Consider the following 25,927-nt stretch of genomic DNA (forward strand, 5'->3'; position numbering starts at 1 on the left):
GATGTTATAATATGCTACAATTCTTGTACTCCCTTTCCTATTTCTTACATTTGCCGTTTGTTTTAATAATAGGGGTTGAGTATCAAATCATAATAGGGAAATTTCATGTACGATATTTGTTGTGTAGGGCATATTACATTAGATAAAGTGGTAACACCGCAAGCGGTTAAACACATGGCTGGCGGTACTTCTTTTTACTTTTCAAACGCCATCTGTAACATGGATGTGAATTATACCCTGGTTACCTCGCTTGCTTTAAGCGAAATGCCGGTGGTTGACAAACTTCGCAATAAGGGGATCGAAGTGCATGCCACTACAGGCGGCGAAACCGTTTACTTTGAAAATATTTACTCTGTTAACCAGGATCACCGTACCCAGCGCGTGTTACAAAAAGCGGATCCCTTCACTATTGAACAGCTTGACGAGATCCAGGCCGACGTTTATCATTTAGGCCCTTTACTGGCCGATGATATCTCCGTAGAATTTATAAAGAACTTGGCACAACGCGGCAAACTTTCTCTTGACGCACAGGGCTACCTGCGTAAGGTAGAAGATAAAAACGTAATAGCCATCGACTGGCCCGAAAAGCGTGAAGCCCTGCAGCACATCCACATCCTGAAAGTGAACGAACATGAAATGGAAGTACTTACTGGTATAACTGACATTCATGAAGGTGCCAAAGTTTTGAATGACTGGGGCGTTAAAGAGGTAGTGGTTACATTAGGCAGTATGGGCTCGGTTATTTATACAGACGGTGTTTATTATCAGATCCCGGCGTATAAACCGGTTGAAGTAGTTGATGCCACAGGTTGCGGTGATACTTACATGGCAGGCTATTTATACCAACGCGCCAAAGGGAAGGGTTTCCAGGAGGCCGGCGAGTTTGCTGCTGCTATGGCCAGTTTTAAAATAGAATCATCAGGCCCTTTTACCGGTACCGAAGAAGATGTACTGGAGCTGTTAGCGAAACACAGCATAAAGCCGAAAGCTTAAGGCAAATACACAAATACTGGTTCAAGTTTAGCGATAGCGTAACTTAGACCTAAAATAATTTAAGCTTTCAGCTTAACCATACAGCAACAATAGAGATCACCGGAAGCAGAATGCTTCCACGGTTTTAGAACGAAGTTACACAATCGCTAAACTTCGTCCAGTGAAAAGAAAGGAATTAAAAAGCAACCTTTCGCCTTTAACCTTTATCCTTTCACCTCCCCAAAAAAGCTATATTTCCTTAGCGTCCGAAGCATTGATCCAGCCTTCGTTGCCGCTGGCCAGTCTGATCTTCATCCAGTCGTTATTATTTTCCAGTATCTCAACCTTGGTGCCGTCATGGATCAGGAAAAGATTTTTAGCGCTGGGCGTTGGCGCGCTTTTTACATTGACAGATGTGCTGAAGATGATAGCGCCGTGATGGGCATCAAAATACTGATCCTGGCGACTTGCAACAAACATGCTTGCAAAACCGAAAAGCAGGATCACTAAAGCCGAATAAAACGACCATTTTTTAATGCTTACCGAATTAGTGAACCTGTACACTGTCAGCAATGCGCATCCTGCAATAATGAACAGGATTGTCATCACCGCCAAAGTTGTTAATGAAAAGCGGAGAATAAACGAGTGCCACCATTTGGTAATGAAAAATTCAGTCCCTGCCTCTACCTTATCTGTTGTTTTTTGATTGGCAAACTGGATGTTGAAGTTGATATCCTCATCGCCCGGCGAAAGCTTATGCGCTTTTTCATAGTACAACAGAGCAGAAGGCACATCTTCATTTTTAAAGTAAGCATTGCCCAAATTATAATAAACCAATGCCGACTGGTGCCCGTCGTCTACAATTTTCTGGTAGGTGGTTATGGCTTCCTTATACTGGCCTTTGGCGTATTGGTCGTTTCCTTTTTTTAACAGGATGTTGGCATCATCGTTAGCTAATGCGTACACAGGCATAACGATGATAAGCAGTAAGTATATAATGCGCTTCATCATGTTATATTTTATTTTCAATGTTATTGATCATGTTCTGAGCCTTATCAAACACCTGCTGCTCGGTGATGCCCGATACCGGGGCATAGCGCGCCATTTCGCAAAGGTCGAGCGTGTCAAGCATCTCGTTAATGAGGCTTTCATCAAGCGAACGGGCTTTTAACTCTGATGCAATCTTTTCACGGTTAAGATCTGCGTAAGGAATATTAAGTTTATCACTCAAATAGCCATATAAACCGCGGAAGAGGTTTTCATAAAAAGCCTTTTTATCGTTTAGTTGCTGTTTGGCGCTGGCCAGGTGTTTGGCTGCCACTTTACCTGCTTTGCGACTTTTTAAACCAACCACGTCGGCATTATTTTTATCTCGCCATTTACCGTAAACTAAAGCGCCTAAGAAACCTGCCGGACCCAAGATCAGCAGGAAATAATATAATCCAGAGCCATAAAAATCGCTGCCTACTTCATTTAGCTCGCTGCCGGTTTTTATGTAACGGATATCATTGCTCAGCACCTTAACATCCTGTTTGCCCGCGTTTGAAAAGGCGGTAACGTTACTGCCATCGCTGCTGCCTTTGGCAACCTTTACATGAAATGCCGGGGTGCTTAATGAAACGTACCTGCCTGTAGCCGGGTTAAAGTATGCAAACTTAACCGGGTCGATAGTAAAATCGCCCTGGTGCCTCGGGATCAGCAGATAAGTGTATTTTCTGCTACCTGATGCCCCGCTGGCATTTATGGTAATAGTATCGGTGATCTTGGGCTCATACTTCTCAAAGTCGGCTGGGAAAGTTGGCGTTATCGGTTTCAACAACTTCAGGTTGCCTGCGCCGCTTACCTTTATGGTGTAATTAATGGCATCATTAGCTTTAACATCATTTTTATCAAGCGAAGCCTCAATATTAAACTTGCCCACAGCGCCTGTAAATTCGGCAGGCTTGCCTGCTAATGGCAGTGGTTTCACGTGAATGACAACGGGCGCACTTTTAATCTTGTACTTCACATCCTCATATCCGCCAAAGAATGCATCGAAGGGGTCGCCTGATGATGAAGCGGCCTGCTGCCGTACTATAAAGTTCATGACAGAAGGCTCAATAGTGATATTGCCCTCATGCTCGGGAAACAGAACGGTTTGTTTAATATCGGTTACGTTGTACCGTACACCATTTAAAATTTCGGTGCGCCATTGGGCGTTAGGATTGGTGTTTTTGATCTCCTGGCTGTAAAAACCATTAAGATCGGGGATTTTTTCCGGTTCGCCGTTGGCGATGTTAACCCGGGTGTATAGGCGCAGGTTCATCATGATCTGCTGACCCATGTAGGCGGTTGTTTTATCAACCTCGGCACGTAAAAACAATGATTTGGATATATCGCTTACACGCCCTTTTTGAATGTTGCGGCTATCGGGCCCGTTGCTGCTTTGCTGCTGGGCTTGCTGATTGGCCTGCCCGCCCTGGCCTTTTACTACTTTAATTTTAATCGGGGCAGTGCTGTAAGGCCTTCCGCCTGCTACAATAGTAGCGGGGCCAATGGTTATTTCACCTTCTTTTGTTGGTACAAGATCATACCCATATGCTATGCTTGCCGAAGTAACCCCATTGATCATGGATATACTGTTGGATACATTGGGGCCGCCAACTACCTGGAAGCCGCCAAAAGCAGGCGGCGCAAAACGCTCGCCATTGGCGTTGATGGAGAAGGTGACCTCGAGGACCTCGCCTGTGCCTATAGTGGTTTTATTTACCGACGCAGTGAATTTTACCTGTGCAAAAACCAGGCTTGAGCAACACAGCAGCAGCGTTAATATGGAAAGTTTAATTTTCATTAGTATCTACAAAACAACAAAGATTTACCAATCTTTTGAAATAGGCACCTTAGCGCCTTTTAATTTTTTATTCTTCAGCTTATCCTGGGTTTGCTTTTCATCATTGTTAAGGGCATCAAGCATTCGCTGGGCGTCATCTTTTGACAACTGGTTAGGTTGCTGTCCCTGTTGATCTTTCTGATCCTGGTTTTGCTTATCCTGATCTTTCTTGTCCTGGTGCTGCTTATTTTTATCCTGGTCTTTTTTGTCTTTATCCTTGTCCTTATTGTCTTTGTTATCTTTATTCTTATCCTTGTTTTTGTCCTTGTCCTTATTATTATTGTTGCCCCCGCCGCCTTTATTTTTATTCTGCTGGTTTTTCAGCATTTTTTGGGCATAGGCAAGGTTATACCGGGTTTCCTCATCTTTAGGGTTATTAACCAGCGCTTTTTTATAGGCGTCGATACTTTCCTGGTATTTTTTTTGTGTTAAAAAGGAGTTGCCAATGTTGTGATAGGCGCCTGCTTTTACATTTTTATCAATAGATGCAGTTGCCAGTTTATTGAACTGTGCGGCGGCATCATCATATTTTTTTTGCTTAAACATGGCGTCGCCAAGGTTAAAATTACCCTCCAGGGTTTTGGCCTTTTTGCTCATGGCCTGACGGTACGCGGCTTCGGCTTCTTTATACTTTTTTTGCTGATAGAGTTGGTCACCCTGCCTCAGGTATTTTCTTTCCTGCTGGGCAAAAAGAAATGAAGCCTGCAGCACTAATAAAATGGCTATGATATATTGCTTCATGTGTTTTTTACTTCAAATAATTTGATCTTGCTCAAGCGCATGTTTTTGCGAATGGAGATGAAGAACTCAACCAGTAACAGCACAAAGGCAATGCCCAGGAAAAACTGGAACCTATCTTCAAAATCTTTAAACTGTTTGGTATCCGTCATCTTGCGCTGCACTTTGGCTATCTGGTCCATCACAATGTTAAGCCCGCTGTTGGCATTGTTGGCGCGTACATAAACGCCGTTACCGGCTTCGGCAATCTCCTTGCCCATAGCCTCATCAAGTTTACTAACTACAGGGTGTCCGGTGCTGTCATTGTGAAACCCAACTTGCTTGCCGCCCTGGTAAATTGGAACCGGAGCACCTTCTTCAGAACCTACTCCAACCACATTCACAGTAACATTCCTGGCCAAAGCGGATTTGGCTGCTGATACGGCATCGTCCTCGTGGTTTTCGCCATCAGTAATAATAATCATGGATTTGCCGGTACCGTTCTTAAAATCAAACGACTGCATCCCCAGGTTAATTGCCGCACCAATGGCAGTACCCTGCGTTGGCACCATTTCGGTGTTAATGGTATTGAGGAACAGTTTGGCCGCTGCGTAATCGGTAGTTACCGGGAGTTGTACATAGGCCTGGCCCGCAAATACAACGATGCCGATACGGTCGTCGTGCAGTTTATCAATCAGTTGAGATAGCGCACGTTTGGCATTTTCCAGCCGGTTAGGGGCCAAATCCTGCGCCAGCATACTGTTTGAAACGTCGAGCAGGATCATCAGGTCAGCGCCTTTACGTTTTACCTCTTCGGTTTTTGAACCAAGCTGAGGGTCAGCTATGCCGATAACAACAAGCGCATAGGCTAAAATAAAAAAGATGAACTTGATCCAGGGGCGTGAAAAGGATACCTGTGGCATCAGCTGCATCACCACTTCCTTGTTACCCAATGAGGCAATTGCTTTACGTTTCCACCAGTTTACCCTCAAAAAAATAAAGAGCAGCAGCGGAATAGCAAGCAATCCCCATAAAAATTCTGTATTTGCAAAACGTAGCATGCTGTTATGTTATAGCTCCCTTAAGCAGGGTGTGTCTTGTTAAAAATTCCAACGATAAAAGCGCCAGCGCGATAATTGCGAACGGTAAAAAGCGCTCTGTTTTTTTGCGGTACTGGGTAACATCAATCTTGGCTTTTTCCAGTTTGTCAATCTGTTCGTAAATATCCTTCAAGGCGCTGTTGTTGGTAGCCCTGAAGTATTTGCCGCCGGTAATGGTAGCAATTTTGTTCAGCGTACCTTCGTCAATATCAACCTTCATACGCTGATATTGTACACCCATTGGAGTTTGGACCGGGTAGGGGGCATAGCCGTTGGTACCTATACCAACTGTATAAACCCTTACACCAAACTGTTTGGCAATTTCGGCTGCGGTAACCGGAGGGATAGAGCCCGAATTGTTTGAACCATCCGTAAGCAGGATCACTACTTTACTTTTGGCTTCGCTATCCTTTAAACGGTTTACAGCTGTTGCCAAACCCATGCCAATGGCGGTTCCATCTTCAATCATCCCGTTTTTGATGTCGGCATAAAGATTTACCAATACCGAGTGATCGATGGTGAGCGGACATTGCGTAAAGCTTTCACCACTGAAAACTACCAGGCCGATCCTGTCATTAGGGCGGTTCTGGATAAAATCGATGGCGATGTTTTTGCCGGCCTCAAGCCTGTTGGGCTTAAAATCTTCGGCAAGCATACTGCCCGAGATATCTGATGCAATAACGATATCAATACCTTCGGTCGTAGTATCCTGCCAGCTTAACGACGATTGCGGCCTTGCCAGCGCAACAATAAGCGCCGCCATAGCCAGCGAACGTAATATGATGCTCAAATGCCTGAAACGGGGCAGCATGCTTTTGGTGATCATGGCAAAGCCCCTGATAGTTGGCATAGCCAGGTTACCCTGCAGCTGCTTTTGTTTCCAGATGTACCAGCCCACCATAAGCGGAATGCTGATGAACAGCCAGAAAAAGCTTGGATGAGCGAATTCTATTCCTTTAAACCAAATCATTTTGCCTCATCTCCCTTCACATTTACATCGGTTGGCCGGGCATGGGGCTGTGTGTCCTTAATAAAGGTGACAGCGTTTTCCATGCTCTTTTCATTTTCATGGGCCGCAGGTTTCTCTTTGGCAAATTTCACCATGTCCGATAGCACAAGCAATTGCCTTAGCAGGTTCCTGTCTTCGCTGGCGATGTCCATATGCCTTAAGCTGGCAAAAATTTCTTCGGATGTTTGCTCGAGGGCCTGTATCGTGTACCTTTTTTCGAGGTACTCGCGCACCACGTCGCTCAGTTCAATATAATATTGCTTAACCTGATCGTGCTGCCAGAGCTGCTTGCTTTTGATCTCCTCAAGCTTTTGAAGTGCCTGGATATGCAGCGGAATGTCGGGTTTAACCTCTTCAACAACAACTTCTTTTTTAGGCTTTTTGAGCAGATAAAATATCGAACCTCCGCCAACAATCAAACCTGCCAGTATACCTGCAATCAGCTTCCAGTTATCACGCAGCCAATCCCAAAAAGTATATTTAATGATAAGCGGCTGTTTAATATCATAAAATGCTTTAGTTGTATCAACCGCAACTGTTTTAACATCAAGGTTTAATGTATCCGTTGGTAAATCACCTACCGGCGATTTGAACACGTATGACGGTATAACATAAGTACCGCTGTCAAAAGCAGTAATAGTATAATGCCGGGTTACAGTTTTGATGGATTTATCGCCCGGGTCAAAAGCAGTATCAGCTTTAAATTTTACCACCTGGATTTTGCCTATACTGTCGGCCAGTTTAGGAAAGCCGATGCTGTCTTTAGCGTGAAAACGGATGCTTAAGTTGAGCTGTGTTTGCTCGCCTATCAGGATAGATTTTTTATCCAGTGTAGCTTTAGCCCCAAAGTTTTGCGCCCTGCCTGTTTGATAAAAGCCTGCAAGCAATACCAACATAGCCAGGGTGTATTTAATGTACCTGTTCATATATTTTACCGCCGGCCTTCCCTCTTTTTAAATAATGTCATTAATGGTTTAACGTATGATTCATGTGTGCCAATGGTAGTGTAATCAACCCCCGAGCGACGAAAAGCATCCTGCAGGGCGGCGTTGCGTTTCACTGCATCCCATTTAAAAGCGTCGCGAACAGCTTTGTCGCCGGTGTTTACCCACATGATATGGCCGCTTTCTTCGTCCTTAACCGGGATCAGTCCCAGGTTCGGGAACTCTTCCTCGTGTTTATCGTACAGTTTTAAAGCGATGATATCGTGTTTTTTATTGGCGATCTTGAGCTCACTTTCAAATTCGGGCGTAATAAAATCAGATATCACGAAAGCAGTACATTTCTTTTTGATAACGCTTGTGAAGTATTTTAAAGCCTCGGCTACATTGGTACCTTTATTTTCGGGCTGAAAAGCTATCAGCTCACGGATGATCATCAGGATATGGCTGCGGCCTTTTTTGGGTGGGATAAACTTCTCGATCTTATCGCTGAAAAATATCACGCCCACCTTATCATTGTTCTGTATGGCCGAAAATGCCAGTACCGCGCAGAGTTCAGTTGCCAGGTCCTGCTTTTGCTGGTTTTGTGTGCCGAAGTTTTCAGAACCGCTCACATCCATCAATAACATCACGGTAAGCTCGCGCTCCTCTTCAAATACTTTTACGTATGGCGCATTGAAGCGGGCGGTTACGTTCCAGTCGATAGTACGGATCTCGTCGCCGATCTGGTATTCGCGCACCTCGCTAAAGGCCATACCACGCCCCTTAAAAGCCGAGTGATACTCGCCCGAAAATAAGTGGTTACTTAAGCCACGGGTCTTGATCTCTATCTTCCTTACCTTTTTTAGCAGATCCTTGGTTTCCATAGGCCCCCTCTAAATCTCCCCCGGTAGGGGAGACTTTTGAATGTTTTAGTTAATTAATAATACCTTGTTTCTAAAGCCCTCCCTTCCGGGGAGGGTTTGGGTGGGGTTACGGTACCTCAACCACGTTCAGGATGCCGGTAATGATATCCTCACTGGTGATGTTTTCGGCCTCGGCCTCGTAGCTTAAGCCAACACGGTGCCTTAACACATCATGACAAACTGCGCGTACATCCTCGGGGATCACATAACCGCGACGTTTAATAAAGGCATATGCTTTTGCTGCCAGCGCCAAACTGATACTTGCCCTTGGCGATGCACCAAAGGTGATCAGTGTTTTGTATTTGGCAAGCTTAAACTGATCGGGGAAACGGGTAGCGAAAACAATATCGATGATGTATTGCTCTATCTTTTCGTCCATATAAACCTCGCGCACAATTTTGCGGGCCTTGATGATTTCATCTGGCTTAATGATGGCGTTTGGCTTATTCATGCCTGAAGGCGAGATATTGGCGCGCATGATCTTTTTCTCATCCTCTTTGTTAGGATATTTGATCACTACTTTTAGCATAAAACGGTCAACCTGTGCCTCGGGCAGGGGATAGGTACCTTCCTGCTCAATAGGGTTTTGTGTTGCCAATACCAGGAACGGGTCGGGCAGTTTATAGGTAGTATCGCCAATAGTTACCTGGCGCTCCTGCATGGCTTCAAGCAACGCGCTTTGCACTTTGGCTGGTGCACGGTTGATCTCATCGGCCAAAACAAAGTTGGAGAAGATTGGGCCTTTGCGCACAATGAACTCTTCTTTCTTTTGGTTGTAAATCATGGTACCCAATACGTCGGCAGGGAGTAGATCAGGTGTAAACTGGATTCTGCTGAAATCGGCCTGAATAGCTCTTGACAGGGTATTGATGGCCAGGGTTTTTGCCAGTCCCGGTACACCTTCCAATAGAATGTGCCCATTAGCCAGTAAACCGATGAGCAAGCGCTCAACCATATAGCGCTGACCTACGATCACTTTATCCATCTCCATAAGCAGCAGGTCGATAAACGCGCTTTCCCTTTGTATCATTTCATTCAGTGCCCTGATATCGGTTGAATACGATGTTGGAGCTGCCGGAGCTGCTGATGAAACATTTCCTGTGTAACTATTTTGTTCTTCCATTAATTTTTTTTGTTTCGGTAGGCAAACTTAAACACCCGCTCAATTTTTCGCCAACTAAAATCCATGCATAAATGTTAAAAAGTGTTAAATCGTTATATATCGCGGCGGATATATCTGTTTAACACTCACAATGTTTGGTAATAATTGTTAAATCCGGCCGTGTTAAGTCCCAATATACACTATTTAGTTGCTTGTGGTGATATATAACGTGTTAAAACGGGTTTTATTGAATTGGCATAGGTTAAAGTTTTCCGGACTTTATTATCTATTTTTAATCAACATTATCCGGGCGATATGAAAAAGAGAAGATTGTTATTTATGCTGGTTATAACCGTCCTTTCGGCAATGGCTGCAAGGGCACAACATGTGTATAAAAACATCCCTCTGCCAAAAGCCATTAACAGTGTGAACGAAGAATTTTCGGGTATGACCATTTATGGCGGCCGTCTTTACCTCGAACCGCAATACGGCGATCATAAAGAAACAAAATTGGATGGTACATTTAACCTGTATAGTATCCTTGCAGATAGTATTAACAGGGTTATTGACGGGCAGGACACAGCATTATCAGCCTATAAAACCGTCAGCGTAAAAGGGCTGAATTTGCTGCCTGATTCTGTAAAAGCAAACTATGAAGGCTTTGAAGCTATCAGCATCGCTAATCATACGGTATTCCTTTCTATCGAAACGGACGATAAATACCCGTACTGTTTTGTGCTGAAGGGCAAATTAGATACCGTTAAAGGAGAAGTGATAGTTGATGCGGAGCATTTTATTTCCCTGCGAAGATATCCATCCATCAGCAATGCCGGGTTTGAAAGTGTTACTTATCTTCCTAAAGAAAACAAATTGCTGGCTTATTATGAGTTTAATGCCATGCCTAAAGGCGGCTGCGGCTATTTAATAGATACTTCGTTTAGTAAGGCGCCTCAGCAAATTACAACACCATTCCTGTATTTCAGGATCACGGACATAGCAGCAGCCAATGATGGGAAGATCTATGGTATCAACTATTTTTGGAATGGTGATTATGATGCCTATTTAAATAACAGTTGGGTTAAGAAGCCCGAGGCAGCTATGGGTAAACTGATTCCTGAACTTGGGAATAAACTGAGTACTGATCCTAACTACTTGCATAATAACCCTTACGCATCAATTGTGATGCTTGATACCCGTAAAAGTAAGCAGTGGAGATATGTGCGCTCATTTGATGGTGTAAAAAATAACTGGGAAGGCATAGCCCTGTTTAAAAAGGGGGCATTGATTGTTACCGATGCCAACAGGAGTAGTAAGCAGGTTTGCAGGCTGGTTTATGTGGATTTTTGAGGAACGAACACCTACCGTCATCCCGAACTTGTTTCGGGACCCCATGTAATTAGTCGACGTTAAGCATGCTGGTGCTTAGCGAGTGGGGTGCTGAAACAAGTCCAGCATGACTTCTGATTATGGGGTTAAAGCAAAAAAGCCGCTTATCGCGGCTTTAATATATTAAGTATTTAATAATTTTATTCTTCAACCATTTCGCTGTTGGGGCTGGCTACTTCTGGTTTTTCGTGTTTAAAATAGCGCTTCTGGTACAGGAGAATCATAATTACGCCTACACAGATAGAGGCATCGGCCAGGTTAAAAACCGGCCTGAAAAACTCGAACGACTCGCCTGCCCAAAACGGGAACCAAGACGGATAGGTGCCACGCAATAGCGGAAAGTAAAACATATCAACCACACGGCCATGAAATAAAGGGGCATATTTATACATTACACCATAAAAGGTTGAGTCGATAATATTGCCCATGGCACCGGCTAAAATGAGCGCTACGTTCATGATGAGCCCGCGGTGGTATTTGTGTTTAATTAAATAAATAAGGGTGTAAATTATACCGCAAACCGCAACTATGCGAAACAGCGTTAACGCCAGTTTGCCCGCATCGCCGCCCCATTCCATACCAAATGCCATACCGTTATTTTCGGTATAGTGCAGCATCCCCCTGCTTCCCAGGAAACGAATTTCGTCCTGGAGCTGCATGTGTGCACGTACCCAGGTCTTGATGATCTGGTCGGCAAGGATGATGAAGGCAGCAGTTAAAAAAGGTTTGGTATAAGCAGCCTTCATTTATTGCTTTAATTTAGCTTCCATAGAGAGGGTTGTGTGCGGAACGGCACGTAAACGCTCTTTCGGGATCAGCTTGCCTGTTTCGCGGCAAACACCGTAAGTTTTATTTTCAATACGTACAAGCGCGGCTTCAAGCTGCTCAATAAATTTTTTCTGACGGGCTGCCAACTGGTTTATCTGCTCTTTTTCAAGCGTGGCCGAACCATCTTCTAATGTTTTGTAAGTACCGGCGGTATCATCGGTGCCGTTGGCATTAGGCGAACTCAATGAGGTAGCCAATGAGTTTAATTCCTCGCGGGCTATGCGCATTTTATCCAGGATAATCCCTTTAAATTCCTGCAGGTCAGCTTCAGAATATCTGGTTTTTTCTTGTTCTTGTTTCATTATACTTTACTAATAGCAATCAATATTTCTTGTTCGTCAATTGTAACAGGTTCGCCCCCGGTAAGGTTATCCACAAACGTAATGCTGTCGGCCAAAATTTCGGCGCAAATGTAGGATAGATTGTTTTCCACGGCCTCTCTGATCGCCGGGGTGCTGCTTACCTGCACGTTTATCCTGTCAGTTACTTCAAATCCTTTGGTCTTACGTATATTCTGCACACGGTTGATAAACTCGCGCGAGATACCTTCCTGTTTTAATTCGTTGGTTATGGTAACATCTAAAGCCACGGTTAGTTTTCCCAAATTTGCCACCTGCCATCCGGGAACATCTTCGGCTATGATCTCAACGTCGGTAGCCAATACTTCGTATTTGCCATCAAGAACCGGGATGTTGCCATTGGCTTCTAAAGCGGCTATATCATCCTGGGAGAAATTTGTGATGGCTTCGGCTACAACTTTCATATCCTTACCCACTTTTTGGCCTAAGGCCTTGAAGTTTGGCTTTATTTTCTTTTTAATGAAACCTGCGGTATCGGTAATATACTCGATATCCTTAATATTGGTTTCAGACAAAATCAGGTCTTTAACCTGCTCAACGTGTAATTTAAAGCTTTTATCCAGTATTGGCAATAAAATTTTGCTCAATGGCTGGCGCACGTTGATATTCACCTTTTTACGAAGTGACAAGGTTAATGACGAAACATCCTGCGCAAGCTGCATGCGCTCTTCAAGCTCGGCATCAACCAGTGCGCTGTTATACTCGGGGAAGTAAGCAAGGTGTACCGATTCAAACTCTTCCTTGCGGGTAACAGCATTCAGGTCACAATATAACCTATCGGCAAAGAATGGTGCAATTGGCGACATTAGTTTGCTGATAGCAATTAAACAGGTATATAAAGTTTGATAAGCCGAAAGTTTATCTTCTGTGTTATCAGATTTCCAGAAACGGCGGCGGCTTAAACGGATAAACCAGTTGCTGAAATGCACATCAACAAATTCCTGGATAGCACGGGCCGCCTTGGTTGGCTCAAAATCGGCATAGTAATCGTCAACCTCTTTGCTCAGGGTGTTTAACAGTGATATGATCCAGCGGTCAATTTCAGGGCGTTTGCTGATTTCAATTTCGGCTTCGCTGTAAGTGAACTTATCAATGTTAGCGTACAGGGTGAAGAATGAATAGGTGTTGTACAGCGTACCGAAAAACTTACGCCTAACTTCATCTATACCCTCTTCGTTAAATTTAAGGTTATCCCATGGTGATGCATTGCTGATCATGTACCAGCGGGCAGCATCAGCGCCATATTTTTCGATGGTCTCGAACGGATCAACGGCATTGCCTAATCGTTTAGACATTTTATTGCCGTTTTTATCAAGCACCAGGCCGTTTGATACTACGTTTTTGAACGCGATACCTTTATTGCCAACCTGTTCATTGATAGCTTTCACCTCATCACTTGCTTCGCTTAGCATTACAGCTATGGCATGCAGGGTGAAGAACCAGCCGCGGGTTTGGTCAACGCCCTCGGCAATGAAATCTGCCGGGTAAGCATTCTTAAATTCGTCCTGGCCTTCAAACGGAAAGTGCCATTGCGCATAAGGCATAGCACCCGAATCAAACCAAACGTCGATCAGGTCGGGCTCGCGCAGCATTTTATTGCCGGTTGATGATACTAAAACAACATCATCAACATAAGGACGGTGCATGTCTTCCAACTTAAAACCCTCAGGCATGAAACCTGCTTTGATTGATTTTGCGATCTCTCCATTCAGTTCAGCAATTGAACCAATGCAGATCTCTTCTGTACCGTTTTCCTCGCGCCAGATAGGCAGCGGGGTGCCCCAGTAGCGTGAACGTGAAAGGTTCCAGTCAACCAGGTTTTCCAGCCAGTTACCAAAACGGCCTGTACCGGTTGATTCCGGTTTCCAGTTGATGGTTTTGTTCAGCTCCACCATTTTATCCTTCACAGCAGTGGTACGGATAAACCAGCTATCGAGTGGATAATATAATATTGGCTCGTCGCTGCGCCATGAGTGCGGGTAGCTGTGCTCGTATTTCTTAACGTCGAACGCGCGGTTCTCTGTTTTTAATTTGATAGAGATGAGTACGTCGATTGGTTTAAAACCTTCTTCGGCACGCTCGGCATCGGTGTAATATTCTTCTTTAACGTAACGGCCCGCGTAATCGGTAACCTCATCAACAAAACGGCCTTGTTTGTTCACCAACGGAACATCTTTGCCGGTTTCGTCTTTCACCATTACCGATGGTACATTGTTTTCCTTACATGCCCTGAAGTCATCAGCACCAAAAACAGATGCGGTATGTACTATACCGGTACCGTCTTCCGTGGTAACAAAGTCGGCAGGAATAACGCGGAACGCATTTTTCTCCAGATCCTCGTTGGTTACATAAGGCATCAACTGCTCGTAGTGGATGCCCACCAGTTGACTGCCTTTTACTTCTGCCTCAATTTTCCATGGGATGATCTTATCACCACCTTTGTAATCAGCGAACGAAGCATTCTCGCCTTCGGCTTTAAAGTATTTCTTAATCAGGTCTTTCGCCAAAACTACACAAACCGGCAGGTAAGTGTACGGGTTGAAGGTGCTGATCTTAGCATAAGTGATTTCTTCGCCAACAGCAAGTGCACAGTTTGAAGGCAATGTCCACGGTGTAGTTGTCCAGGCCAGAATAAATACCTCGGTATCTATGCCGTTAAACAAAAACTCCGAATCGCCGTCGCGTTTAACTTTAAACTGGGCGGTGATGGTGGTATCCTTTACCATTTTGTAGGTGCCCGGCTGGTTAAGCTCATGTGAGCTAAGGCCGGTACCTGATTTTGGAGAGTATGGCTGTACGGTGTAACCTTTATACAGCAGATCTTTATTGTGCAGCTGTTTAAGGATCCACCAAAGGCTTTCAATGTATTCGTTTTTGTAAGTGATGTACGGATCGTTCAGGTCAACCCAGTAGCCCATTTTCTCGGTCAGGTCGTTCCAAACATCGGTATAACGCATAACTTCCTTGCGGCAGGCATCGTTATAATCTTTAACGCTAATTTTTTTGCCGATATCATCTTTAGTGATGCCCAAAGCTTTTTCAACGGCAAGCTCAATAGGTAAACCGTGGGTATCCCAGCCACCTTTACGTTTTACCTGGTAGCCTTTAAGGGTTTTGTAGCGACAAAAAATATCTTTAATTGAGCGCGCCATTACGTGGTGAATACCGGGCATACCGTTAGCGCTCGGCGGCCCTTCATAAAAAGTATAAGGGTTACCTGCCGGACGGCTGATAATGCTTTTCTCGAAAATATTTTTCTGTTTCCAGAAGTCCAGTATCTCTTTGCCGGTTTGCGATAAGTTTAACTGCTTATATTCCTTGTACATCTATTATTTCACCTCGTTTTTAAGAGGTTGCAAAAATACAGAATTTAAAAATGATTTTTTTAATTTACGCCGATGAAAAATAAAGCAAAACGCTCTGTTTATCTTTTGTTAATAGGTATTATCCTGTTTTCGGCAGGGATGGCCATTCCCAGCGGCCCCGGCGAAAAATGGGACGACTACGCACGCGGTGCAGGAGCAGGGTTATTTATTGCCGGCTTTATTGGTCTGGTGACCTGGCTCATTGATGTGGTGAAGGAAAATAAGTAAGCCTTAAGTCCTGAGTTGTTAGTCTCAAGTTGTTAGTCGTAAGTTCAAACCCGGATAGGTATTGCAACATTGCTCAGCCGGAGCCACCACAGTATTTTAAATCATAAATCACTGATCTCGAAGTTAAAAGTCAATAATATTACTTCTTACTAAATACTTTCGACTTAGACTTTTTCATATACTAAAACTTTAGTTGATACGTTATGGATAAGACTAAACAATAAAAGCCTCCTTGCACTCGCTGCTTGGAGGCTTTAAACCTAAACCTTATCACAAATCAAGGTGGTAACCTTGTATTGAAATAGCTACAAATCTAATACATGGATTGCTAAAATCAAAAAAAAACCGACGAATAGATTAAATGAATCGACGGATTATTAAAAACTGCCGTTTCCCGTTTAAATATTTCTAAAAAATTAAAAATATTGCGAGTGTGTAGCTTGTTTTTCCAAAATAAAACAGGTCGTCAGGGAAATGAAATTCGCTGTAGCGTTTCGGATGAATAGGGGCATGTTTGGCTGGCTATTTTAATCCGAAAAATTTTGCGTTTAAATATTGAAATGTGGGTCTGTTCGTTAATTGTTCGCTAAGGCAGCTTTCTTTCAAAACTAATAACTTTTTAAGATCAGGATGTTCTGTATCATTGCATAGCCTTGCCAGGTCGTCTAATAAATAACCAAAAGCCCTTACTTCAAGCCGTTCAAGTTTGTTGGCTATTGTTGTATTGGCTTTATCATAAAAGCAGGCTGCCCCAAAATCGCTGAACAGTGTGTTGGCTTCATCATCAATCAAAATATTGTGTGCATACAGGTCGCTGTGCATAATCCCCTTGTAGTGCAGGTGCTCCGCCACGGATGCAATGGTACCTGCAATTTTTAGTACCTGTTCGGGTGTCAGAGTCAGGTCAGGCTTAAAAACATCACGCGTGCAGCTAACAAGGCTGGGAGGCAGGCCGAGATTGTAAAAACTCCCTGGTATGAGTTTCATCACCAGTCCTTTTTTATTTTCGGGATGATTGGCGATTTGGCCTATTAATTTTACCAATCCCTCATGGTTGCCGGCGGTAATACAGGCGTTCATCTCATCTTCGGGAAGGCCATCGCTGGTAATTGCTCCTTTGAATATTTTAACCGCAACCTCAGTGGTTTCACCGGCGTGCCGCCAGGTAGCTTTGGAGATAACACCGGATGCGCCTTCGCCAAGCAATTGGTTAATTTCCAATTCGCTGCTATCAATCGCTGTAAGTGAATGTACGGTTGGTTTATAGCTGAAAGGATTGCCCGAAAACGCCAGCCATGATAGTTTGGGCATAGATAAGAGCCATTCGGGAAATTCATTTAGCTGATTGGCGGAAATCCGGAGCAACTCCAGGTTACGACAGCCTGCAAGTGTAGCCGGTAGTTTTGTTAGTCTGTTACCCGCAAGCATTAGTTTCTGCATCCTGCTGCAGTTGCCTATATGAGCAGGTAGCTCGGTAATCCTGTTGTTGGTAAGGATGAGCCAGCGAAGATTAGGATTAAGTGATGCTGGCGGCACCTTTTCTATTCGGTTTGATTTAAACCCTGCGATGTCCAAAAATAGGCAATCGGACAATGCCTCCGGCAAAACAGTGAATTGGTTTTCTGAACAGAAAAAGGTTTTCAGCTTTTGGAGGCGACCAAAATCTGACGGTAATGCGTTCAGTTTATTGAATGAAAGATCAAGATATTCCAGCGTATCTGCCAGTTCAAAAATTTCAATAGGAAAGTGGGAAAGATTTTCTGATAGTTTAAGCGATACTGCTCCTTTTAATTCTCCGTTTTGTAACTGTTGTAACGTTTGCATAGGCTAAAGCAAAAGAACAAAAAATGCTTAACATTTTGGTTGTGCCTCATATATGATATGGTGGAATCGCGTTTAGATTTATTTAGCTTTTAAGATGATTTTTTATTTCTTAATCTACGTCATCTTTTTGTTTTTCAATTTCCTCCACTTTTGATGTATTAGTAAGAGAGATAAATAATATCAATTTAAACATCGCCATCCATGGAACGCAATATTACAATAATCAAGAAAGTAGCTATAAAATCGCATACGGGCTCGTTAAAGCTCATGTTTGCAATGGCAATCATCAGCTTAGTAAGTTTTACAAAAGGTTGGGCACAAACACAAGCGTCAACTTTACCCGCTCCCGGTACATCGGCAACAATTGGCCAAATAGACGGTATAACAATATCAACTGCCGTTCAATCACCCTCTAATCAGCAAACACCACTTCAGGTAATTTGTGTTTTTGAATACACAGAGGGCGATATTTTTAATTCGCCGCCCGCATTGCCACGTAATCTTAACGGCCTTGTACATGTAGATGAGGCCTTAAAAGGGATACTCACCGAATTGCGTAAAAGCGGCAGATTTGAAGGCCGGGCCCTGGAAACAATGCTCATTACACCGTCAGCTGGCAGCTTGCCAGCCGGAAAGTTAATGATCATAGGGCTTGGCGACCGAAAGTCCTTTAATCCCGAACTAATGATCAGCGTTGGCCGTGTGGAAATGCGCGAAGCTTTAAGGTTGGGGGTAAGCAGTTACTCGCATGCCAGCGATTTAAAGGATGCTGGTATTGATTCACCTACGGGCGTTGTTGCTGTCAATGTTATTAAAGGCGCTATAAACGCCTATGAAACCGAGGCTTTTTTGAAAAATCATTCGCTGAGTTCCGCTAAGCCTGTAACTCAAATAACATTACTTGCAGGGCCGGCGTTCTTTCAAACCACGGCAGATGCGGTTAAAGCTTTTGTGGATAGTTTCAAGGGGGATTAACTCAAAACGTATTGCGATAAAAATGAGTTTGAAAGACTTTAAAGGCTGATTTTAAATAAAAAGGCCCTGCAATTGCAAGGCCTTTTTGTGGGAACTACTGGGTTCGAACCAGTGACCCTCTGCTTGTAAGGCAGATGCTCTGAACCAGCTGAGCTAAGCTCCCTTTGTTTTTAATTTTACCATCGTTTTGGCAAAACCGAGCGGCGAAGTTAAATCACTTTGCCATATAATGCAAATACTTTCGTGAAGTATTTAGCGAAGAGCGCAAGTATAAAAAAGCCCAACATTACTGTCAGGCTTTTGGTGGGAGCTACTGGGTTCGAACCAGTGACCCTCTGCTTGTAAGGCAGATGCTCTGAACCAGCTGAGCTAAGCTCCCTTGCTTTTGGGACTGCAAATATAGGGCTTGATGTTTATTCTTCAAAAAATATTTTGCATTTTTTGTAATATATTGATTTTTAATGAGATGTATTTTAGTAATTTACTTCACATCCCTGTACTGGGCACGCGGGCGGGGGTCTTCCGGGAGGATTTCCATTTCCGGAAATTCGATATAATGGGCATACCATTGTATGGCGCCTACCAAATCCAGCGCGTCTTCGGCAGCCACGCTAACCGTTTCAAAAGCGTAAAGCTTCTGGTCGGCGTAGCCGTAAAGCTGAATCTCGTTGTCATCCGGACTAAATTGTTCTTCATCAAGGCAGTAAACTTTTACTTTGAGGCGTGTATCCCTGGAGTGGATCACATCCCTGCAGGGGTTTTGAGGATCGGTTGCCAGTAAATATACATTATAGTCCATAATCGGTTTAACAAAGTTTATATGGGATGGTTTACTGATTAAGCATTTATGTTAAAAATTGTTTGACTTATTAATCGTTTCCCCGGGGTGTGGAAATTGCACCCTCGTTTGGGGAAAAAATCTACAGTTTAATATTTAAGTAATATTAAAAACCTGTTTTTAAGGCATATAGGTGCATTTTTATCAATTGGCATTTCGTTTGAATAAATGTTATTACCCTTCTCAAAGGGTTGTTTTTCATAGGTAGATGTAGGGTCGAAATACTGCGAGAGTATTTCGACCTTTTTTATTGGGTGCCGGTTTCCTCTCCAAAGCAGGTTTATATAACTGGATATGTCATCCAGGCATGTGATGACGGGCAAGGTAGTTTGGCCGGTCAAGTTTTAACTTCTGGGAAAATTATACCACTATCCCCGGAAAGTATTTTCACACTTTATATTTATTATGCCTTTGAAAATGCGTTTTGAATGTTGGAAAGGCATTTTGGCATTTGGCACCCGGTTTGAATTAAAGTTAATACCCTTACTAAAAAGGGTTGTTTTTCATAGGTAGATGTAGGGCCGGATCAACTGCGAGAGTTGTCCGGCCTTTTTTATTACGGCGTTATGTTGCCTGATAATTAAAATGTAGCCTGCCGAAATTAACCATTGGGAAATTAATTCCCGGTTTTGGGTGTCATTTCTACACATTGAGGTGCGGTTGTGTTTTAAAAAGCTGCCAATTAGGCATTTAAAGCCATTTTTAAACATTGGCATCAGGTTTGAATATAGTTTAATACCCTTCTCAAAGGGTTGTTTTTCATAGGTAGATGTAGGGCCGGAATAACTGCGAGAGTTGTCCGGCCTTTTTTATTTAGCGGAAATTTCAATCTCTCTCTGATCTGATTGCTTTTTAATTAAGAATATTTAATGATAGTACCTTATACTCCCCGATTTTGGGATTGCTTTCCACACGGTGACAACTGTTAGCTTCAAAAAGCTTATTTATAGAAGTTTAAAAGCGGTTTTATGATTTGGCACCAGGTTTGGATAAGTATTAATACCCTTCTCAAAGGGTTGTTTTCATAGGTAGATGTAGGGCCGAAAAACTGCGAGAGTGTTTCGGCCTTTTTTATTATTCCCAATTTTTTCTGAAGTTTTTTTAGCTGTAAATAGAGCCATGGGTTTTACCCGCAGTTGAACACTCCAATTAAGAGTAGATTAATTATCGTAAATTGAAATCTGTTGGATTATAACGGGCGTATATCCATCTACAAGATAACTAATTATAGCATTAAAAATCGAATTCTATGAAAACATCTGAACAGGAAAGCATAGGCGGAGCAAATATGGCCAGGAGGTCATTTTTACGCTATGCAGGGTTAGGCGTGGCATCAGCCGGACTCTTAGCTACAGCAGCTTGTCACAAAGACCATAAGGTAATTGTTGGCGGGGGCATTGATATCGGTGCCAAAGGCGATCTTGCGATCCTTAACTACGCTTACGCGCTTGAGCAACTGGAAGCTGCGTTTTATATCCAGGTAATTACCACTCCATATTCGGGGATGACCTCCGATGAAAGAGCGCTTTTAACAAGTATTCGTGATCATGAGATACTCCACCGTGAATTTTTCAAAGCTGCTTTAGGAGGTAATGCAATCCCTGCTCTTACCACCGATTTCAGCACTATCGATTTTACAAAAAAAGCAGCCGTACTTGGTGCTGCTAAAGCATTTGAAGATACCGGTGTTAAAGCTTATGATGGTGCAGGTTACCTGATTAAGGATGCCGGTTATTTAACCATTGCCGGTAAAATTGTATCGGTTGAGGCCAGGCACGCAGCATTGATCAGCAATATGCTGATGGCAGGGTCATTTGCTGCCGATGACCAGGTAGACAGCAACGGTTTGAACAAATCAGCTACCATTGCCGAGGTATTGCCTATCGCAAACACCTACCTCAAAACTAAAGTGAGTGCATCCAATTACAGTTACACAGCTTAAACCCACATCGCCATGAATTTATTTAATATAATAGACGAGATAGAAAAATTTGATCCCGAACTAAACGACAGGCTTAATCCGCGTCGTGCAGCTATCAAAAATATAACCAGCTTCGGTTCAAAAGTGGCTATGGCCGCTGTGCCGTTTGCCATGGGTACCATGCTCAAAAAGGCGTACGGGGCTGCTGCTGCTCCAACAGTGATTGAGGTTTTAAACTATGCCTTAACGCTTGAATATCTTGAGTCGTCATTTTATAATACAGGTACTGCCTCAGCGGGTTTGATTCCTGCTGCGGGTGCCTCTTATATAAACACAGTAAAAGACGACGAAAATCAACATGTGGCCTTCCTGAAATCAGCCATTACAGCTTCGGGCGGTACGCCGGTTACTTCGCCCAAGTTTGATTTTACAGCAGGCGGCGGCACAGGTAACGGGCCCTTTAAAGGTTTGTTCGGAAATTACAACTTGTTTTTGAAGGTGGCGCTGGCTTTTGAAGATACGGGTGTACGTGCTTATAAAGGCCAGGCGCCTAACTTGCTGGGCAATAAAGATATTTTGACCGCGGCTTTATCAATCCATGCGGTTGAAGCCCGCCACGCATCGGCTATCCGACAGTTGCTGGGCGTTTCCCCGTGGATCACCAGTACCGCTACTTTAGGCAACGATACCGGTGTGCCGCAGGTTAACGGAAATTACGATGGCGAACAAAACGTTACCCAGGGTGGTGTTAACGTTACCACATTACCTGGTTTATCAAGCTCTTCAACTTCTGTTGAGGTGGCTACCGCAGCTTTTGATGAGCCATTATCTATGGACCAGGTATTGGCTTTATTAGTAGGTACTTTTATATATAGCTAATAAAGCTACTATAAAACACAAAAAACGATAGCAATTTGCTGTCGTTTTTTGTTTTATATAGAGGCTATTAATACATAAGGTGTTTAGTTTGCATTGAAAGTCAGCTTGTCAGCTTTTGGCTTTCTGCTTTCATATAAAAAGCTATTTATTCAAGGCCTGCCTGCCAAATTTGATGAGGTCATTTGCCCTGATATAGCCTACGGTTCCTGATACGGGTTTGCCTTTGCTGGTAAATATAATCATGGTAGGGTAGGCCTGCAGTCCCCATTCGGCAGCCAGGGCCGGGCCTTGTCCTTTTTCCATGTCGATAGCTACATTTACAAAATTATCGTTGTAAAAATCGGCTACTTTGTTGTTTTTAAATGTGGTAGCCTTGAGCATTTTGCAGGGACCACACCAAGTGGCATAAGCATCAACAAAAATATATTTGTTTTGACGGGCAGCCTGTTTTAGAGCTTCGGTCCAGGAGTTTTCAATAAAGTTGATTTGGGTTGATGACTTGCTTACGTTTTCCTGTGCCCTGACGGTGGAACTGAGTATGATAACAAGTGCGATGATAAAATAATTAATATGCAGGAATTTCTTCATTGTTAATAATAGCGATTATAAATAAAAACAGCACGTATATAATGCTTTATACGTGCTGTTTATTGTAGCGGTTATAAATTTATTCTACCGGTTTGCAGGTCGCCTTTCCTGCTGCTGGCGTTGTTGTTGTTGTTGCTGCTGTTGCTGACGCTGTTGTTGTTGCTGGCGTTGCTGCTCCTGCTGCTGACGTTGAGCCTGCATTTGTTGCTGGCGCTGTTGTTCCTGTTCCTGACGTTGAGCCTGCATTTGTTGCTGGCGCTGTTGTTCCTGCTGCTGACGTTGAGCCTGCATTTGTTGCTGGCGCTGTTGTTCCTGCTGCTGACGTTGAGCCTGCATTTGTTGCTGGCGCTGTTGTTCCTGCTGCTGACGTTGGGCCTGCATTTGTTGCTGGCGCTGTTGTTCCTGCTGCTGACGTTGGGCCTGCATTTGTTGCTGGCGCTGTTGCTCCTGTTGTTGACGTTGAGCCTGCTGTTGTTGCTGGCGCTGTTGCTCCTGTTGTTGACGTTGAGCTTGCTGTTGTTGCTGGCGCTGCTGCAACTGCTGCTCTCTTTGAGCTTGCTGACGTTGTTGTTCCTGTTGCTGCCTTTGTGCCTGCTGGTCAGGTTGGCTTTGTGGGCGCTGTTGTTCACCTCTGGCCTGCTGTTGTTGCTGGCGCTGTTGTAACTGCTGCTCTCTTTGGGCCTGCTGTTGCTTCTGTCTCTGCTGTACTTGTTGCTGCCTTTGGGCTTGCTGTTGCTGTTGGGACTGCGGACGGTTCTGCTGCTCGCTTTTTACCCGTTGATCTTGCTGCCTTTGCTGTAATTGTTGCTGACGCTGGGCTTGTTGTTGCTGCTGGCGTTGGGTTTGATTATTTTGTCTTTGATCAAGCTGTTGTTGCCTTTGTGCTTGTTGCTGTTGCAGGCGTTGCTGAGCTTGATTGTCTCCCGGCCTTGCATTTGGCTGATTTGGGCGTGCTCCATTTTCCCGGTTAGGCCGGGCTGCCGGGCCTGGATGGTTAACCTGTACTATTTTGTTATCAGGTCTTTCGTTACGGGCAATTTGACGCAGACGGGCCGCATTATTGGGGTTGATAGTTGCGTTACCGCCGCGTCTGTTGGCGATGCCATCATTAGGGTTTTGCTGCCTGTAAGCGGCAGCGTTTACTACCCTTGCAGGTCGTGCATCGGGTGCTTTTCTTACTTCCGGACGGTAAATATTTACTGTATTATTAACTACCCTGCCGCCGCCGTTTGGCCGGTTAGCGTTGTTAATGTTGTAAACACGTACGTTACGGTTGTTGGTAACCTGCCTGATCTCGTTAATTCTTGGGCCGGCTATATAGGTACGGTTATTATTAACATAGGTGTTGTTAATAATTGTTGTTTGATGAATAATGTTAACTACCCGTGTTTGCGGCACATAATAATTATAGATATTTGGCCTGGTGATGTATGCCTGTGGTGCGCAAACCCAGTAATTGTCGGGCACATTGTAACTATTGCCAAAAGAGATATTGATACTTATACCTGGCTGTAAAGGCGCCCAGCCGTAATAACCGCCGCCGTGCCTCCAGCTTACCCATGCCGGTGCCCATTCATGGCCCGGGATCCATTCCCAGCCATAATAATCATCATAGCGCCAGCGCCCATAGTGGAACGGGGCCCAGCCCCATTCATAATCGGATACCCAGGTATTGCCATAGTCGGTTACTACCCAGTGGCCCCGGGTAGCGTATGGCCTGAAATTGTCGCCGGCGTCCGGGATCCAAACGTTACCGTATTGCGGGTCGTTAACCCAGGTACCGTAAGGGTCAAGTTCGTCGTAAAACTCCTGATCGGATACATAGCCTCCTTCCTGGGCTTTACTCATGTTTGGTGCGGCAAGCATTATTAAAAATGCTATTAAGCTAATACCGCATATTTTATTAATAAATTTCATAATAATGTATGTTTAAGATGGCCTGTCACATTGGTGTTGCTGAATGTATGACAAGCAGAAGTATAAAACGTTTAAAGCAAAAATTGTTTTAACGAGTTAATGCGAACAGAGCCAGTGTAATTATGGGGATAAAATTTTATTGCTATCTTGTGTACCGCGCTTAAAAATTAAATAATTTTGCTTCCTGTTTTATAAACTATAACTATGAGCACAATAACTATTCCACGCCTGGATCTGAATACCTATATAAACGGCAATGCCGATGAACGCGAGCAATTTTCGAACGATATCGGCAAGGCTTTTAACGAAACAGGATTTGTTACCATTACTAATCACGGTCTCAGTAAAGAATTGATAGATAGGCTTTACGACCAGGTTAAAACGCTGTTTGCCCTGCCCGATGCAGTAAAACAGCAATATGAAATCCCGGGCTTAGCAGGCCAGCGCGGGTACACCGGTAAAGGCAAGGAAACGGCAAAAGGTTTTAAAACCCCCGACCTGAAAGAATTTTGGCAAATTGGCCAAACCGTAACTGATGACGAGGTGCTGAAAGCACAGTACCCGGATAATGTAACCGTTAATGAGCTGCCCGAATTTAACCCAACCACCATCGAAGTTTACAAAAAACTGGAAGCAGCAGGTAAACATTTGCTCCGCGCAATTGCCGTTTACCTCGAATTGCCCGAAAACTATTTTGATGATAAAGTTCATAACGGTAATTCAATACTTCGCACCCTGCATTATTTCCCTATAACCGATCCTGATTCGGTGCCCGATGATGCTGTACGTGCCGGAGCCCACGAAGATATTAACCTGATCACCCTGTTAATAGGAGCCAGCGCTGACGGTCTTGAACTGTTAACCCGCGATAATACCTGGTTCCCGGTTAAAGCTTATGGTGAAGACCTGGTAGTTAACGTTGGCGACATGCTGCAGCGTTTAACCAATAACAAGTTAAAATCAACAACCCACCGCGTAGTAAACCCACCGCGTGAGCTGATGAAGTTCTCCCGTTTTTCCGTGCCGTTTTTCCTGCACCCAAAATCGAACATGGATTTGACAAGTCTTGATTCATGCATTGATGAGCAACATCCTAAGCTGTATTCTGATATTACCGCAGGCGAATACCTGGATGAGCGCTTGAGGGAAATTGGTTTGAAGATGTAATGCAAAGACACGTTTATAACAACAAAAGCCCTTTCAA

At 43.9% G+C, this 25,927-nt stretch carries 22 protein-coding genes and 2 tRNA genes; 7 read left to right on the forward strand and 17 right to left on the reverse strand.

All coding sequences use genetic code 11. From position 1 onward, the window contains the following. Positions 1-105: 105 nt before the first annotated feature. A complete protein-coding gene (locus tag ACEN82_RS26470; protein WP_413322281.1) occupies positions 106-993 on the forward strand; it encodes a PfkB family carbohydrate kinase in 888 nt (295 codons plus the stop codon). A gap of 228 nt (positions 994-1,221) precedes the next feature. On the opposite strand, the gene ACEN82_RS26475 is transcribed toward ACEN82_RS26470, so the two are convergent. From ACEN82_RS26475 to ACEN82_RS26510, 8 genes are all read right to left on the reverse strand, one after another. Further along, on the reverse strand, positions 1,222-1,983 hold the full coding sequence (locus ACEN82_RS26475; protein ID WP_495644045.1) for a tetratricopeptide repeat protein: 762 nt from the start codon (positions 1,981-1,983) through the stop codon (positions 1,222-1,224). A 1-nt stretch (position 1,984) separates the two neighbouring features. Then, positions 1,985-3,802: a BatD family protein gene (locus tag ACEN82_RS26480; RefSeq protein ID WP_413322279.1), complete on the reverse strand. Its 1,818-nt coding sequence runs from the start codon at positions 3,800-3,802 to the stop codon at positions 1,985-1,987. A 24-nt stretch (positions 3,803-3,826) separates the two neighbouring features. After that, positions 3,827-4,582: a tetratricopeptide repeat protein gene (locus ACEN82_RS26485; protein ID WP_413322278.1), complete on the reverse strand. Its 756-nt coding sequence runs from the start codon at positions 4,580-4,582 to the stop codon at positions 3,827-3,829. Next, a complete protein-coding gene (locus ACEN82_RS26490; protein WP_413322276.1) occupies positions 4,579-5,619 on the reverse strand; it encodes a vWA domain-containing protein in 1,041 nt (346 codons plus the stop codon). Before ACEN82_RS26490 ends, ACEN82_RS26485 begins: the two co-directional genes overlap by 4 nt. Positions 5,620-5,623: 4 nt before the next feature. After that, positions 5,624-6,628, reverse strand: a complete 1,005-nt coding sequence (locus ACEN82_RS26495; protein WP_217633220.1) for a vWA domain-containing protein — start codon at positions 6,626-6,628, stop codon at positions 5,624-5,626. Further along, positions 6,625-7,593: a hypothetical protein gene (locus tag ACEN82_RS26500; protein WP_354485517.1), complete on the reverse strand. Its 969-nt coding sequence runs from the start codon at positions 7,591-7,593 to the stop codon at positions 6,625-6,627. The genes ACEN82_RS26495 and ACEN82_RS26500 overlap by 4 nt, the downstream gene beginning before the upstream one ends. 5 nt (positions 7,594-7,598) lie before the next feature. Then, the gene (locus ACEN82_RS26505) at positions 7,599-8,474 is read right to left on the reverse strand and encodes a DUF58 domain-containing protein (protein WP_176626649.1); all 876 of its coding nucleotides are present in this window, start codon (positions 8,472-8,474) and stop codon (positions 7,599-7,601) included. 106 nt (positions 8,475-8,580) lie between these two features. After that, on the reverse strand, positions 8,581-9,636 hold the full coding sequence (locus ACEN82_RS26510; protein ID WP_090533796.1) for an AAA family ATPase: 1,056 nt from the start codon (positions 9,634-9,636) through the stop codon (positions 8,581-8,583). Between the two features lie 294 nt (positions 9,637-9,930). On the opposite strand from ACEN82_RS26510, the gene ACEN82_RS26515 reads away from it, so the two are divergent. Beyond that, positions 9,931-10,962, forward strand: a complete 1,032-nt coding sequence (locus ACEN82_RS26515) for a hypothetical protein (RefSeq protein ID WP_413322991.1) — start codon at positions 9,931-9,933, stop codon at positions 10,960-10,962. Between the two features lie 179 nt (positions 10,963-11,141). Here the strand turns inward: ACEN82_RS26515 and ACEN82_RS26520 are convergent, their stop codons facing one another. Genes ACEN82_RS26520 through ileS form a run of 3 tightly spaced genes read right to left on the reverse strand, consistent with a single transcriptional unit; the run spans position 11,142 to position 15,514 of the window. Continuing rightward, positions 11,142-11,747: a lipoprotein signal peptidase gene (locus ACEN82_RS26520; protein WP_495644046.1), complete on the reverse strand. Its 606-nt coding sequence runs from the start codon at positions 11,745-11,747 to the stop codon at positions 11,142-11,144. Further along, positions 11,748-12,131 carry a TraR/DksA family transcriptional regulator gene (locus tag ACEN82_RS26525; protein ID WP_090533802.1) on the reverse strand — a complete coding sequence of 128 codons (384 nt, stop codon included), beginning with the start codon at positions 12,129-12,131 and terminating at the stop codon, positions 11,748-11,750. Beyond that, positions 12,131-15,514, reverse strand: a complete 3,384-nt coding sequence (ileS, locus tag ACEN82_RS26530) for an isoleucine--tRNA ligase (RefSeq protein ID WP_413322989.1) — start codon at positions 15,512-15,514, stop codon at positions 12,131-12,133. The genes ACEN82_RS26525 and ileS overlap by 1 nt, the downstream gene beginning before the upstream one ends. Positions 15,515-15,586: 72 nt before the next feature. Between ileS and ACEN82_RS26535 the strand changes: the two genes are divergently transcribed. Next, complete coding sequence (locus ACEN82_RS26535; protein WP_090533806.1) at positions 15,587-15,781, forward strand: hypothetical protein; 195 nt, start codon at positions 15,587-15,589, stop codon at positions 15,779-15,781. Positions 15,782-16,303: 522 nt separating this feature from the next. Here ACEN82_RS26535 and ACEN82_RS26540 read toward each other — a convergent pair. Next, positions 16,304-17,605 carry a leucine-rich repeat-containing protein kinase family protein gene (locus tag ACEN82_RS26540; protein WP_413322988.1) on the reverse strand — a complete coding sequence of 434 codons (1,302 nt, stop codon included), beginning with the start codon at positions 17,603-17,605 and terminating at the stop codon, positions 16,304-16,306. 201 nt (positions 17,606-17,806) lie between these two features. Here ACEN82_RS26540 and ACEN82_RS26545 point away from each other — a divergent pair, with 201 nt between their 5' ends. Beyond that, entirely contained in the window at positions 17,807-18,580 is a 774-nt protein-coding gene (locus tag ACEN82_RS26545; RefSeq protein WP_413322987.1) for a M17 family peptidase N-terminal domain-containing protein, read from the forward strand. Positions 18,581-18,668: 88 nt separating this feature from the next. Here the strand turns inward: ACEN82_RS26545 and ACEN82_RS26550 are convergent. From ACEN82_RS26550 to ACEN82_RS26560, 3 genes are all read right to left on the reverse strand, one after another. Further along, positions 18,669-18,743 (reverse strand) — tRNA-Val (locus ACEN82_RS26550). 138 nt (positions 18,744-18,881) lie between these two features. After that, positions 18,882-18,959, reverse strand: a tRNA-Val gene (locus ACEN82_RS26555). Between the two features lie 102 nt (positions 18,960-19,061). Then, a complete protein-coding gene (locus ACEN82_RS26560; protein WP_090535036.1) occupies positions 19,062-19,379 on the reverse strand; it encodes a hypothetical protein in 318 nt (105 codons plus the stop codon). Positions 19,380-20,667: 1,288 nt separating this feature from the next. Here ACEN82_RS26560 and ACEN82_RS26565 point away from each other — a divergent pair. Together ACEN82_RS26565 and ACEN82_RS26570 are read left to right on the forward strand one after the other, a co-directional pair. Then, positions 20,668-21,360 carry a ferritin-like domain-containing protein gene (locus tag ACEN82_RS26565; RefSeq protein WP_176626662.1) on the forward strand — a complete coding sequence of 231 codons (693 nt, stop codon included), beginning with the start codon at positions 20,668-20,670 and terminating at the stop codon, positions 21,358-21,360. Positions 21,361-21,372: 12 nt separating this feature from the next. Beyond that, positions 21,373-22,218, forward strand: coding sequence for a ferritin-like domain-containing protein (locus tag ACEN82_RS26570; protein WP_413322986.1), 846 nt, complete (start codon positions 21,373-21,375; stop codon positions 22,216-22,218). A gap of 141 nt (positions 22,219-22,359) precedes the next feature. Here ACEN82_RS26570 and ACEN82_RS26575 read toward each other — a convergent pair whose 3' ends face one another. Both ACEN82_RS26575 and ACEN82_RS26580 read right to left on the reverse strand, forming a co-directional pair. Then, positions 22,360-22,806: a thioredoxin family protein gene (locus ACEN82_RS26575; RefSeq protein ID WP_413322985.1), complete on the reverse strand. Its 447-nt coding sequence runs from the start codon at positions 22,804-22,806 to the stop codon at positions 22,360-22,362. An 84-nt stretch (positions 22,807-22,890) separates the two neighbouring features. Next, complete coding sequence (locus tag ACEN82_RS26580; RefSeq protein WP_495644047.1) at positions 22,891-24,723, reverse strand: DUF6600 domain-containing protein; 1,833 nt, start codon at positions 24,721-24,723, stop codon at positions 22,891-22,893. 204 nt (positions 24,724-24,927) lie between these two features. Here ACEN82_RS26580 and ACEN82_RS26585 point away from each other — a divergent pair, with 204 nt between their 5' ends. Beyond that, positions 24,928-25,890, forward strand: coding sequence for an isopenicillin N synthase family dioxygenase (locus ACEN82_RS26585; RefSeq protein ID WP_090534465.1), 963 nt, complete (start codon positions 24,928-24,930; stop codon positions 25,888-25,890). Positions 25,891-25,927 lie beyond the last annotated feature (37 nt).

The sequence above is a fragment of the Mucilaginibacter sp. Mucisp73 genome, from assembly GCF_059491465.1.